12 protein-coding genes are annotated in these 12,271 nt (G+C 45.2%); 5 read left to right on the top strand and 7 right to left on the bottom strand.

Annotated features, from left to right (window positions below; genetic code table 11):
* Positions 1-13 precede the first annotated feature (13 nt).
* Positions 14-805, top strand: coding sequence for a LytR/AlgR family response regulator transcription factor (locus tag R7Q47_RS00460; RefSeq protein WP_005383208.1), 792 nt, complete (start codon positions 14-16; stop codon positions 803-805).
* 68 nt (positions 806-873) lie between these two features.
* Positions 874-1,509, top strand: coding sequence for a DUF2268 domain-containing putative Zn-dependent protease (locus R7Q47_RS00455; protein ID WP_054729145.1), 636 nt, complete (start codon positions 874-876; stop codon positions 1,507-1,509).
* A 117-nt stretch (positions 1,510-1,626) separates the two neighbouring features.
* Here R7Q47_RS00455 and R7Q47_RS00450 read toward each other — a convergent pair whose 3' ends face one another.
* The 4 genes from R7Q47_RS00450 to R7Q47_RS00435 form a co-directional block, all read right to left on the bottom strand.
* The gene (locus R7Q47_RS00450; RefSeq protein WP_041059372.1) at positions 1,627-2,121 is read right to left on the bottom strand and encodes a peptidylprolyl isomerase; all 495 of its coding nucleotides are present in this window, start codon (positions 2,119-2,121) and stop codon (positions 1,627-1,629) included.
* Positions 2,122-2,242: 121 nt separating this feature from the next.
* Positions 2,243-3,904 carry a methyl-accepting chemotaxis protein gene (locus R7Q47_RS00445; RefSeq protein ID WP_154204107.1) on the bottom strand — a complete coding sequence of 554 codons (1,662 nt, stop codon included), beginning with the start codon at positions 3,902-3,904 and terminating at the stop codon, positions 2,243-2,245.
* Between the two features lie 175 nt (positions 3,905-4,079).
* Positions 4,080-4,466, bottom strand: a complete 387-nt coding sequence (locus tag R7Q47_RS00440) for a thiol-disulfide oxidoreductase DCC family protein (protein ID WP_054576513.1) — start codon at positions 4,464-4,466, stop codon at positions 4,080-4,082.
* A gap of 24 nt (positions 4,467-4,490) precedes the next feature.
* Positions 4,491-5,285 carry a DUF4344 domain-containing metallopeptidase gene (locus tag R7Q47_RS00435; protein ID WP_053308028.1) on the bottom strand — a complete coding sequence of 265 codons (795 nt, stop codon included), beginning with the start codon at positions 5,283-5,285 and terminating at the stop codon, positions 4,491-4,493.
* An 862-nt stretch (positions 5,286-6,147) separates the two neighbouring features.
* Between R7Q47_RS00435 and gltS (R7Q47_RS00430) the strand changes: the two genes are divergently transcribed.
* Entirely contained in the window at positions 6,148-7,383 is a 1,236-nt protein-coding gene (gene gltS / locus R7Q47_RS00430; protein ID WP_005374448.1) for a sodium/glutamate symporter, read from the top strand.
* 101 nt (positions 7,384-7,484) lie between these two features.
* Here the strand turns inward: gltS (R7Q47_RS00430) and R7Q47_RS00425 are convergent, their stop codons facing one another.
* The 3 genes from R7Q47_RS00425 to R7Q47_RS00415 are packed head-to-tail and all read right to left on the bottom strand — an operon-like array spanning position 7,485 to position 9,540.
* The gene (locus R7Q47_RS00425; protein ID WP_182016060.1) at positions 7,485-8,315 is read right to left on the bottom strand and encodes a hypothetical protein; all 831 of its coding nucleotides are present in this window, start codon (positions 8,313-8,315) and stop codon (positions 7,485-7,487) included.
* A complete protein-coding gene (locus R7Q47_RS00420; protein ID WP_005383221.1) occupies positions 8,315-9,172 on the bottom strand; it encodes an ABC transporter ATP-binding protein in 858 nt (285 codons plus the stop codon). Before R7Q47_RS00420 ends, R7Q47_RS00425 begins: the two co-directional genes overlap by 1 nt.
* Positions 9,169-9,540 (bottom strand): GntR family transcriptional regulator, encoded by a 372-nt coding sequence (locus R7Q47_RS00415; RefSeq protein ID WP_005374444.1) that lies wholly within the window; start codon positions 9,538-9,540, stop codon positions 9,169-9,171. The genes R7Q47_RS00420 and R7Q47_RS00415 overlap by 4 nt, the downstream gene beginning before the upstream one ends.
* A gap of 413 nt (positions 9,541-9,953) precedes the next feature.
* Between R7Q47_RS00415 and gltS (R7Q47_RS00410) the strand changes: the two genes are divergently transcribed.
* The gene (gene gltS, locus R7Q47_RS00410) at positions 9,954-11,180 is read left to right on the top strand and encodes a sodium/glutamate symporter (protein WP_248486055.1); all 1,227 of its coding nucleotides are present in this window, start codon (positions 9,954-9,956) and stop codon (positions 11,178-11,180) included.
* 154 nt (positions 11,181-11,334) lie between these two features.
* Positions 11,335-12,201, top strand: coding sequence for a hypothetical protein (locus R7Q47_RS00405; RefSeq protein WP_005374442.1), 867 nt, complete (start codon positions 11,335-11,337; stop codon positions 12,199-12,201).
* Positions 12,202-12,271 lie beyond the last annotated feature (70 nt).

Raw genomic sequence — 12,271 nt, 5'->3', positions numbered from 1 at the left:
AAGGAAGAAAGGAATGAATACAGGGTTTACTGCCATTATTGCTGATGATGAACCGTTATTGAGGCGTCATCTTGATAAAAGCCTAGCTGAAGTGTGGCCAGAGCTAGAGGTGATAGCCAAAGTCGCCGATGGTGAACAAGCGTTGCAAGCCATTGAGCAAAGCCAACCTGACATTGCGTTTCTTGATATTCGTATGCCAGTTTTGGATGGTATGACATTAGCGCAAAAACTCAATCAACTCGCCAACCCACCTTTGATTGTGTTTGTCACCGCGTACGATGATTACGCTATAAAAGCTTTTGAGCAAAATGCCACCGATTATTTGCTCAAGCCTATTTCAGATGAGCGCCTCCTGACGACGTGTGAAAGAGTGAAAGCACGCCTTGCTAAGCGAGAGCAAGAAAGCAGTAATGTGCAGATGAGCAGCCTGTTAGAACAGTTACAACAATTATCCGCTCCACAAACTCCGCAATATCTTCAGTGGATCAAAGCGACGCAAGGGGAAGACATTCATCTGATCGCCACGTCTGATGTGTTGTATTTCAAAGCGGAAGAAAAATACGTTTCTGTGTATGCCCAACAAGGACAAGGCAAAGTGCAGGAGTATTTGATTCGTACATCGTTGAAAGAGTTGATAGGGCAGCTTAACCCAGAGCAGTTCTGGCAAGTGCACCGTTCAAGCGTGGTGCAAGTGTGCAAAATTAACAAAGTAAACAAAGACTTTGCTGGCAGAATGTTTGTTCACGTTGGAGAAAACAAGCTCCCTGTGAGCCGTGCATCTCAAAGTTTATTCAAAGGAATGTAATCGCTAGAACTGCTCACTCTTTACACTGTAAACTCGCTGCTCTTAACCCACATTATCAAGGAAGATAAATGAGTTATCGCGTAACCCTCTTAAATGCAACGGGAGAGTTGTCTCCACTCGCTGAGTATTTACATCAGAAACTTGATGACCTGAGCTCACAACTTTCTAGTTACTTTGATTTGAGTAACATTGACCTCACCATTAGCCCGTTTGATCGCAATGACGTACCGCAGACGGGGATTGGTGGCTATTGCTTAAGTGCCTATCGTGTAGAGATTCTACTTGATACTCAACGTACTGATATTAAAAACGTTATTGAGAAAGAACTAGCTGCAGTGTTAGCGCATGAGTTGCATCACCTGTTCCGTATGCGAGCGGGAGAAAGTGGCGTTGCACTTGGTGATGTACTAATTATGGAAGGGTTAGCTTGTCACTTCGAACGTAAGGTGAATGGCGGCGTCACTCCGAGCTTGTTTGAGCAAATCAAAGATCAAGATTGGCGCCCTTTCTACGCTGAGATGAAAGGCAAGTTGACCAGCTTAGATTACAACTTCGACGCTTACTTTCTTGGCAGCGATGAAAGCCGCTGGCCGAAATACATGGGGTATTGGGTTGGGTACAACCTTGTTGCTGAATATCTGGCTGATTTTCAAGGCTCTGAACTGGATTTGGTTGGAGCCAAAGCTGAGCTTTTCTATCAATAACTTCGTTATAAGCCCAACTAATCGGCTGAGTCATAAAAACAAAAAGCGCCTAAGTCATCAGACGTTAGGCGCTTTCTTCGTTTTATAGCGACGATTTCTCTGCAGAGGCGAATGGGTTTATTCGCTGATCGTCACTTTCTCGATAATGATTGGATCGCATGGCACATCATCGTGACCAAGCTTAGAGGTCGTTTTTACTTTCGCGATGCGATTTACGACATCCATACCCGCGGTCACTTTACCAAACACGGCATAGCCCCAGCCTAGGTTGGTGGTTGCGGTGTGGTCTAGGAAATCATTGTCTTCCAAGTTAATGAAGAACTGTGCCGTTGCAGAGTGCGGAGCATCGGTTCGTGCCATTGCGATAGTGCCAACAAGGTTCTTTAGACCACGGTTTGCTTCGTTCGCGATTGGTCCGCGTGTTGGCTTTTCTGCCATGTCTTCGGTATGACCGCCACCTTGAATCATAAAGCCGTCGATAACGCGGTGGAAAATGGTGCCGTTGTAGAAGCCATCTTCACAGTATTTTTTGAAGTTCTTTGAGCTAACTGGCGCTCGTTCTAGGTTCAGTTCAATCTCGATGTCACCGAAATTGGTGGTCATAATAATCATCTTGTTTGCCCTTGTGGGTGCTAAGTTGGCGGCATTATAGCTAAGTCGCATTATGATAGCAGAAATAAAAACAGCGACGTTTTGGCGTCGCTGTTTGCATGTTGAGTGTTTGAGGAAAGCTCTAGACCGTAAAGCGACCGACCAAGTCGTACAGCTCGTTAGCTTTGTGGTTAAGGTTGCCACTGCCTGCGCGGTTTTGATTCGCAAGGTGCGCCGATTGGCTGCTTTGTTGAGAGATGACTTCGATGCGTTGTGAAATCTCTTGCCCAACTTGGCTTTGTTCTTCGGTTGCCGTTGCGATCAGCGTGTTCATGTCCATGATGTTAGCAATCGCGGCTTGGATTTCTTGCAGTGCGGCAGAGGCTGCCCGTGCTTCTTCCACTGTTGCTTCACCACGAGCTTGGCTTGAACCCATGGCTTTCACTGCCGCATCCGAGCCAGACTTCAACTGCTCGATCATTTGGTGAATTTCGCCTGTGCTGTCTTGAGTGCGACTCGCCAGTTTACGGACCTCATCGGCAACGACTGCGAAGCCGCGACCTTGTTCACCAGCACGGGCTGCTTCAATGGCTGCGTTCAGTGCCAATAGGTTGGTTTGCTCGGCGATATCCTGAATCACTTCTAGAGAAGAAGAAATGTTTTTTACGTCGCTCTCTAAACGAGAAATCACCGTGCTGGCTTCTGACACTTCTAGCGCGAGCGCTTCGACAGAGTTCGCTGCTGAATCAACAATGTGTTTTGCTTGTTGTGAGTTTTCATCGGCGTCTCTGGCTGATTGCGCTGCTTGGTTAGCGTTGTTTGAAATCTCGTGCGCCGTTGCTGTCATCTCGGTCATTGCCGCTGCGACTTGTTCGGTCTCTTCACGTTGACCTGAAGCCAATTCGTCCACTTGCGATGCTCGCTGTGACATGTCGTTGGTTTCAGAAACCACTTCTTGCCCTACGTGGCTAACACTCTTGATGATGCCTTGCAGGCTTTCAACGAAGATATTGAAGTTACGGCTAAGCTGGGTGAACTCCGGCACGCTCGATTCTTCCATGCGTGCGGTTAAGTCTGCATCGCCTTGCGCGAAAGAGTGAATCGAGGCATCAAACTGCTCAATAGGCTTCATGATACTGCGGTTAACAAACACCGCGAAGACTGCAACGATGGCTGCAATCGAGACACAGAATAGAGCAATTGCTGTCAGTGTGGTGTTGAGGGCCTGATGCGCGGCTTCTTCCATGTTTGCCACAATGGCGTCGATATCGTCAGTGTAGAAGCCCGTACCCAACATCAAATCCCATTCAGGAATAAAGACTGAGTAGCTGAGTTTCGGTAGTGCTTCACTCTGACCGAGTTTCGGGAAGTAATAAGTCGTGAACTCACCAGTTTTGGAATTTTTGATCAAATCCTGAATCAGGTAATTGCCCTTCTTGTCCTGCAAGTTATAGAAGTTCTCTCCGATGCCTTTGGTGTTTTTACCCACCACGACACGCACGCCTTTTGAATCGTAACCGAAGATGTAGCCGGATTGACCGAACTCCAACTGTTTCAAGATAGGCAGTGCTTCTTCAAGTGGGGCATTTTGAGCGAGTAGTGGCTCGACGGCGGAGCGCGCCATTTGGACGTAGTTTTTGAGCTCGGCTTTTTTCATCTCCATCATTTGACTTCGAGTTTGCTCAATCTCGTGCTCGTTGTAGGCCGTGGTTTGTACGTAGGTGAACCACATCATGCCTATTGCCATAGTTAGAATTGGAATTATTGAAAGGATATATAGTCGTTTTCTGATCGTCAGATTCATAGAGACGTCCTTCTCTCGGCGCAGCGTTACAAGTGACAAGCTGAATAAGCTTGCCTGATAAAAGTGTTAATACTTATTGTTGTAATGCTTAGAGATTAACCGAGTTAATCAATCAGAAGTACTGGAAATTTGTAAATCTAGACGAAGGTCGTAGCATTTTTAAGCGGGATCACAATTAACGTGAACACGACCCACTATTGCAACGAGAAGTCCCTGTTAACCAATATGAGACGCGATACCTATTCTTTGCGAATTTGAGGTAAAGCCAGTCAGCAACAGGTTTAACGAGGCGCCAACGCAGTGGAGCGTAGAGCCAACCGCGACCAACTAATTGCCACGCACGATGAGTCACGTCCAACCCAAGCAGAAGTTCCCCCTTTTCGTTGAGGGCGTGCAAAATGGTGTTGGCTTGTTCAGGATCGATCTGCGGATAATCTGCGAATGCATCACTATAGATATCGACGGTTTTGATGTGCTGCTTGGAATCGCGTTGTTTTAGCGCCTTCATCTCTTTGGCACAAAGCGGGCAGGTTCCGTCATAAAATATGGTGAGTTTTGTCATTGCGGTTTTCTTGTTTGAGATTTTCTAATCGCTTTTACGTGGCGAATTTTCTTTTGGTTCATTGTTTTGCAAGTAATGCAGCCAATTGTCGCGAATGTTGCCGTAATTGAATTGGCAGAACTCTTTGCGATCACGCAGGTAGTCTTTTTCTACTTCATCGAGTAAGGCTTTGTATTGCTCCGGATCACTACCGTACACCAAACATAACGTTGAAAAGTAACGCTGCAAATCAAAGCTGTGTTCGTCAATGTACTCGCCAAAATCGTAGTAGTCCGGTCTGTCGTCGGATTCGAATGCGAACATGTCGGCGGCGCTAATGGCCATATCTGCGCCATCTTCTAGGAAGTCAATCATTAAAATAGTGGCAAAATTATCGACCGCATCTTCTTCTTTTCCGAGAACAGGGATGCTTTGATCTTCGATGTAAGCATGTCCAGCTTCATGAAGTAAAGTGTGCAATAACGTATCTAGCGCCCCTGTTTTTGGGGATTTTCCGAAGCGTTCTTCATACTGATTATTGGAGAAGTAATTGAGCGACTCCAAATAAAAAGTGTAAGGAACGTATATTGTGTGTGTATCAGGATCATACATTGGACCATCTTCTCCGCCGTAAACCAGCGTGAGAGCTTTATCAAATGGAAAGTAGGCCTGAGACAGCTCAACAAAGATGGTGTTTACATCGCTGCTTTGAATCGATTGTTGGGCGATTTTTTCATGAGTTGTCTCTATGGGAGAATATTGAATACGAATGTTTTCAGCTGCTGTAGCTGATGAGACGATGCTGAGTAATAGCGCAGCGCAAAGCGAATGAATGTTCATGTGGGACTCTTGTTATTGAATAACTTGTATAAAAAATTATACATGTTTTTGTCTGATGCATAGTTGGGGTTGTACTCATTAGCCAAAGTCGGGACGTCGGTCTCGAAAAGCAATCATGATAACATCGCATATTTCGGCTGCTTGGTTCTCTAGGGCGTTTATCAAGACCTCTTGGATAAGAACGGCGGTGAAGTTATTAGCTATGCATCGTTTTCTAAGAAACTTACTGAGTAACTGTGCTTCGATCTTTATCTGTGAAAATGATAATAGGCAGTTAATCATTGCAAGGTTTAACCATGGGGTTGGTGAATGTCACTGAATTGAAGAAAATTATCAGCGATATGTTATAATCCTGCTCCGTTGTGACGAAAACGTTTGTTGCAGCCTGAGAGTTTCCTTGGATTCGGCTCGTTTATACACCATGAGCCAGAGTTGAAAAGCTACGACAGGAACAGGCAAACCCAATTGTTTTGAACGCGCTCTCGGCGTTTAGCGGTTACAACGGGAAGGAACTTTGTTTGATAGTAATTGACACATTCTGTTTAAGTAAGGGAGCCCGAAGTGGTTCAGAAAGTGTCACCCAGAATTTACTCACAACACAACACCCCAAGCGATAACGCACAGGTATTGCGAGGGGCCATTTGAAGGAGCTGTATCAGCTCCTTTCACATTTAAGGGCTTGCTAACAGCGTAAAAACTGACACATCGCTTAAGGAGCGCCCCTTAAACTAGCCTAAGGCGCATCTACACCAACTTTTTGAGTATTTTCGAAACAATAAAGCGAGAAAATTTGCTATTGAACGAAGGTTAAACTAACACTCATTCATTACGGAGAATGAAGAGAACAATAATAAGAGGCGATATGAATCATTTAATATCTGTAGGTGCACTGGAGTCCTTCTTGGTCGCAATCAGTGTGCTTTTCCTGGGGCATTTTATTAATGCTAAGCTACCGATTTTAAAGAAATTCAACATACCTGAGCCGATTGTAGGTGGTCTTATTGTGGCCTGCATGATTACTGCTCTTCATTTCAACGGCATCGACTTAGAGTTCGACTTGCCATTACAAAATACGTTTATGTTAATGTTTTTTGCGACAGTTGGTTTGGCCGCAAATTACACTCAGTTGATGAAAGGAGGTGCGAAGGTTTTTATCTTCTTAGCTGTCGCATCGTTTTACATCATCATACAAAACGGCGTTGGCGTTTCACTTGCGGCGGCGCTCGGTTTAGATCCTTTGATGGGGTTAATTGCTGGCTCGATTACTCTGTCAGGTGGTCATGGTACAGGTGCTGCGTGGTCACAAACCTTTCAAGACGTGTATGGATTGGATAACGTCTTAGAAATTGCAATGGCATCAGCGACTTTTGGTTTGATCATCGGCGGTATCATTGGTAGCCCTGTAGCGCAGCGTCTGGTGGAAAAGAACAGCATAGAGTCTGAGTATGGTCGTGGTGGTCGAGATGCCAAAACTCACGAGAAATTCCCGGAGTTGGTGACTTACAATGAATACGAAGAAGATAAAGTAACGGCGAAAAAAGTGGTGGAGAAACTCTTCTTCCTACTGATCTGTGTTACTGGGGCCAAGTATGTCGAGCAATGGGTAAGCACGTATGAAATCTCATGGCTGATGATTCCAGACTTCGTATATGCGCTATTCATTGGTGTGATCATTACGAATTTCTTGGAAGTGACCAAGATTCGTAAGTTAGATGCCGAAACGGTCGATATGTTAGGTACGGTATCGCTATCTCTGTTCTTAGCGATGGCTCTGATGAGCTTGAAGTTATGGAATATCTTCGATCTAGCGATTCCATTCTTGGTTATTTTAGCTGTGCAGTCTGTCGTCTTAGCAATCTTTACGTACTATGTTACGTTCAAAGTGATGGGAAGCAACTACGATGCTGCTGTTATTGCAGGGGGGCACTGCGGTTTTGGCTTGGGTGCAACCCCAACAGCCGTAATGAACATGGGTTCGATCGTTAACCGATTTGGCCCGTCGCCGCAGGCATTTATGGTGGTGCCAATTGTGGGGGCTTTCTTTATCGACATCGTTAACTTAATCATTTTACAAGGTTACATTTCATTCCTTGGTTAAATTTAAGTTCATGATCTCCTAAGGTCGAAATAAAAACGGTCACAACACAGGTTGTGACCGTTTTTTTATGGCTCGATTTTGGCCGTTTATCGGACGACGGATTATTGAATGGTTCGGCTGAACTTGAGGCTAGCTGTCCAACCAAGAACGCCGATGAAAGCGTAAATGCCAACGTTTAACCAGCCCGCCTGAGGAATGGCATTAAATGGGCTTGGTGCAGCAATGGCGTGCAGTGGAAGGTAAAGCACTTCGGAGAAGAACTGATCTAGGCCGTAATAGCCAAATAGGGCGATTGGCATCCAACGCAGCGCATAAATGACGATAAACAAAATGACCAGTGGTGAGTTCACTTTTTGTGAAATAGCCATCGCAGTTAATGCCAGCGGTAACAGCAGAATACCGGCGAAAAACATTCTGATTAAAAACTCTCCCCAATGCAGCAGCACGTAACCTAACGAGGCTTGGCGGTACAATAAAGCCAATTGGTGATCAGTAGAGATGTTCAGCAACCACAACATTAAATTTGCAGCGAGTACGAGCACCGAGCAGACGAGCGGAATCACCAATAAGCCAAATCCTAGCTTCACTAAATGGGTTTTTATGTCACTGACAGGCATACTGCGCCAAAACATAATGCTGCCTTCCGCCCGTTCTTTGCGTAGCGTTCTTGGGAAGTACTGAACGGCTAACAAGATAGACAGCAGCCCTGCTCCTCCGGTAATCAACGTATTGACATCATCACCAAGCTCTTTGTGAATGTCACTGACATCGCCACCAAAGCTCATTTGGAAAAACATATTGTGTTGTAGAGTGTCGTTACTCATTAAACTCACAAAGAGAATAACTCCACACGCCAACACAAACAGTGGAATACGTAAAACAAGAGGGTTTTCTAACCACTCTTTTTGCAACATCGCGACAACTGAACGCATTACGCTGCCTCCTTCTGCAATGCTAAAAATAAATCCGCTAACTTCACCCCATGGATGGAGCCCATTGTTTCTGCTTGTTGGGCATACTGGGCTTTGAGTAACCATTTCGTTGAACCGAGGCCTTTTTGTGACGAGAGTGGGTTCATCGCTTCAATTTGTGTGCGGTGCTCGTCGTTGGCTTCAAGAATGAAATAGTCTTCACTGATACTGTCCATCGAGGTTTGCAGAACGGGGCGACCATGCTTAAGAATCAGAACATCTGTCAGCAAGTGCTCAATCTCTGATACTTCATGACTGGCGATGATCAACACGCGCTCGCCGTCGTGAAACCATTCCAATAAGTGACGATAAAACGTCTCGCGATACACGAGATCTAACCCGAGTGTCGGTTCATCCAATATGAGGATTTGGGTGTTGGTCGCGATCACAATCGCGAGGTGTAATTGCACCTTCATCCCTTTGGATAAAGATTTGATACGCGCACGAGGTTTGATGTCCGTTTGACGAAGTAGCGTATCTGCTTGGGCGCGATTGAACCCTGGGTGCACGCCCTCGGTATAGTTAAGCAGTTGAGCAACGGTCATCCAATCTGGCAGAACGTTGACATCCGAGATGTAGGATAAGCTCTGCATTATCTTGTCGCGTTGCATAATGGGTTCAAATCCGTTGATACGAATAGTGCCCTGATATTCATGTGCACCGAGTAGGGCATTAATAAGCGTTGATTTACCTGCGCCATTATGGCCGAGTAAGCCAAGTACTTGTCCTGCATGTAGGTCGAAACTCACTTCATGCAGTGCTTCTCCTTGTTGCTGATATTGCTTGGAGACGTTGTTTACACTGACTAATGCGCTCATTGGTCACCTTTCAAGTGTGGTTTTAGTTGTTGAATGAATTCGTCGAGTGACATATCCAGACGCTGTATTGTGTCGGCTATCTGCGGAATTTGTTGCTGAAGAAAACGTGCCTTCTCGTCTGCGAGTAATTTGAGCTTTGCTCCTGAAGCGACAAACATACCTTGACCGCGTTTTTTCTCCACTAGCCCGTCATCAACAAGCAATTGATAGCCTTTCATAACGGTGAGGTGGTTAATTTTCATATCTGCAGAGATGCTACGGACGGAGGGCAGAGCATCGCCTTCTTGCCAGACACCTTGCAGTATTTGCTGCGTGATCTGGTCTGCCAACTGTCGAAATATCGGTTGGCGATCATGCCAATTAGTCATGAGTGAATCTCTTGGTTGAGATGGTGTTATATATATGTATAACACCTAGTGCGTTAGAGAGAAAGTAATAATTTAAAACCTAGTGTATCCGCCTGTCTTATTCGCTCTAAATATCCACCTATGTGGTCGTTGTTTTGAGGTTTTGTTTTATATGGAAATTAATTGCTTCTCATAAGTTGAGAAGTGTTGTTTTTCTCTTCCCATCAATACACTTATCGCCTGTTCTAAATGAATATTCTCACTGAATGATAATTAGCATAATTTTAGGTCTGCCTATTTCTTACTTGATGAGAATCAATGGTCAAAGAGGCCTAGAAAACAAAAGTTTCGAGAGGCAATCTGACTGGCTTAGGCACCTATCTCACGTTGAGCGCGTGCTCAATGAATGAGAAAGAGTAGAGTAAAGAGGTCTCATGAATCAGGTAATATCTATCGGCCCACAGGAGTCGTTCCTCGTCGCAATTTGCGTGTTGTTTTTAGGGCAGTTCATCAATACCAAGTTACCAACCTTAAAAAAATTTAATATTCCAGAGCCAATTGTTGGTGGTCTAGTGGTCGCTTGCGTCATCACGACGATGCACTTAAACGGTGTGGATGTTTCCTTTGATTTACCACTGCAAAACGTCTTTATGCTGATGTTTTTTGCAACCGTTGGCTTAGCGGCAAATTACACCCAACTGATTAAAGGCGGTGCGAAGGTTTTCATCTTCCTAGTTGTGGCATCGGTCTACATTCTTATCCAAAATGCGGTCGGCGTGTCCTTAGCAACAGCGTTGGGGTTAGATCCACTCATGGGGTTGATCGCCGGATCCATTACGCTTTCTGGCGGACATGGAACTGGAGCTGCGTGGTCGCAAACTTTTCAAGAAATGTATGGTTTGCATAATGTTCTAGAGGTGGCAATGGCTTCTGCTACATTTGGCTTGGTGATGGGCGGGATTATTGGCAGCCCTGTTGCACAAAAGCTACTAAACAAACACAACTTGGAATCGGAATACGGACGCACCAATCAAAGTCATCAGAGTTTCCCTGAACTGGTGACGTACAACGAACATGAGGAAGATCGTGTCACAGCGAAAAGAGTCGTTGAAAGCTTGTCCATCATTCTACTTTGCGTGACAGGCGCGAAGTATCTGGAGAGTTGGGTAAGCAGTTTTGACATCAAGTGGTTAATGATTCCCGATTTTGTTTATGCGCTGTTTATTGGTGTTGTTATCACTAACATCATGGAAGTGACGAAGGCGCGCAAGGTTGATTTAGAAACCGTTGATATTCTTGGCACGGTTGCACTATCTCTATTTCTTGCCATGGCCTTGATGAGTTTGAAATTGTGGAATATTTTCGATCTTGCGATCCCATTCCTTATTATTCTTGCTATTCAGTCGGTAGTGTTGGCGATGTTCACTTACTACGTAACATTCCGCATGATGGGAGGCAACTACGATGCGGCGGTGATCGCTAGCGGACACTGCGGTTTTGGGTTAGGTGCTACACCGACTGCGGTCATGAATATGGGCTCCATCGTGAGTCGATATGGTCCATCACCACAAGCATTTATGGTGGTTCCAATTGTCGGTGCATTCTTCATCGACATTGTGAATTTAGTGATTTTGCAAGGATGCATCGCTTTTATTAAATAACATTCGCTTTTTTACCGAAATAACAAAGCCAGCACCTATACGCTGGCTTTGCTATTTGTAACACGAAATCTTGTTTGCCTGACTTCAAGCCGTGAAATCAATGCGTTACTATGACGACATAGTGTTCAATTTTGCAGCAGCATGAGGTACCCACATGTCTGAAAAAATATCGACGTCGGCATTAGCGAAAATGCGCAAGGTAGAAGCTAAGCTGCTGTTTGCCGATCTCAAACGTGCAGGCTACATCGTTCGCCAAGATGAAAAGTGGATTTTGACCGAAGAGGGGGCAAAGTTTGGCGGTGAGTATGTGGATCACCCTAAATTTGGCCAGTTCATCGTCTGGCCGACCAACTTACATATTGAGCTGACTCCCAGCTCAGGGAAAACATTGAGCGCGACACAACTGGGTGAAAAGCTGAAATTGAATGCGAAGCGCATGAATCAGCTTTTGAGTGAACTGGGTTGGTTGACCAAATCCGAAGAGGGATGGAGTGTCACTGAAGCTGGTGTGCGCGCTGGTGGACAGCAAAGAACCGATAAAGAAACACAAAATACCTTTGTCGTATGGCACGATGTGGTGCTGCGTAACAAGCGTCTTAAGCAGTCTGTCATTGAGTTTTTAGGGCAAGACGCGGAGTCACATTCTACGGATAAATCGTACTCAAGCTTTCGCCAAAAATTTGAAGCCAAGCACCGAACATTAGATGGGCATTACGTGCGCTCTAAGGGGGAGTTGCTCATCGACAACTGGCTGTACTTGGCTGGTGTTGTGCACGCTTATGAGCGTCAGTTGCCGATTGACCAAGATGTCACTAGCGATTTTTACTTGCCAGGTGGCAAAGTCTATTTGCAATTTTGGGGAAGTGACGATGGGGAGATGGCTCAGGCCGACCGTGAGACCATTCGTACTGTTTATGAGCAGCATCATTTCAATCTTATCGAAGTCGAACCGAGTGAACTAGACAAGTTGGATGAAGTGCTTCCTAAGCGTCTTCGTCAGTTTGGTATTAAAGCTTATTGACGACTTAAGCCCGCTGTTCAGATAAGAAAAAACCCGTGTTCAACACGGGTTTTGTATTTTTAGTGTGTTT

It is taken from the genome of Vibrio sp. Vb0349 (genome assembly GCF_033338975.1).
Note: the sequence above shows the minus strand (reverse complement) of the source record. Positions and strands in the feature narration are given on the sequence as shown.

Excerpts from the sequence above, each read along its gene's own strand:
- R7Q47_RS00460 (WP_005383208.1), top strand. The coding sequence starts at position 14 with ATGAATACAGGGTTTACTGCCATTATTGCTGATGATGAACCGTTATTG.
- R7Q47_RS00455 (WP_054729145.1), top strand. The coding sequence starts at position 874 with ATGAGTTATCGCGTAACCCTCTTAAATGCAACGGGAGAGTTGTCTCCA.
- R7Q47_RS00450 (WP_041059372.1), bottom strand. The coding sequence starts at position 2,121 with ATGATTATTATGACCACCAATTTCGGTGACATCGAGATTGAACTGAAC.
- R7Q47_RS00445 (WP_154204107.1), bottom strand. The coding sequence starts at position 3,904 with ATGAATCTGACGATCAGAAAACGACTATATATCCTTTCAATAATTCCA.
- R7Q47_RS00440 (WP_054576513.1), bottom strand. The coding sequence starts at position 4,466 with ATGACAAAACTCACCATATTTTATGACGGAACCTGCCCGCTTTGTGCC.
- R7Q47_RS00435 (WP_053308028.1), bottom strand. The coding sequence starts at position 5,285 with ATGAACATTCATTCGCTTTGCGCTGCGCTATTACTCAGCATCGTCTCA.
- gltS (WP_005374448.1), top strand. The coding sequence starts at position 6,148 with ATGAATCATTTAATATCTGTAGGTGCACTGGAGTCCTTCTTGGTCGCA.
- R7Q47_RS00425 (WP_182016060.1), bottom strand. The coding sequence starts at position 8,315 with ATGCGTTCAGTTGTCGCGATGTTGCAAAAAGAGTGGTTAGAAAACCCT.
- R7Q47_RS00420 (WP_005383221.1), bottom strand. The coding sequence starts at position 9,172 with ATGAGCGCATTAGTCAGTGTAAACAACGTCTCCAAGCAATATCAGCAA.
- R7Q47_RS00415 (WP_005374444.1), bottom strand. The coding sequence starts at position 9,540 with ATGACTAATTGGCATGATCGCCAACCGATATTTCGACAGTTGGCAGAC.
- gltS (WP_248486055.1), top strand. The coding sequence starts at position 9,954 with ATGAATCAGGTAATATCTATCGGCCCACAGGAGTCGTTCCTCGTCGCA.
- R7Q47_RS00405 (WP_005374442.1), top strand. The coding sequence starts at position 11,335 with ATGTCTGAAAAAATATCGACGTCGGCATTAGCGAAAATGCGCAAGGTA.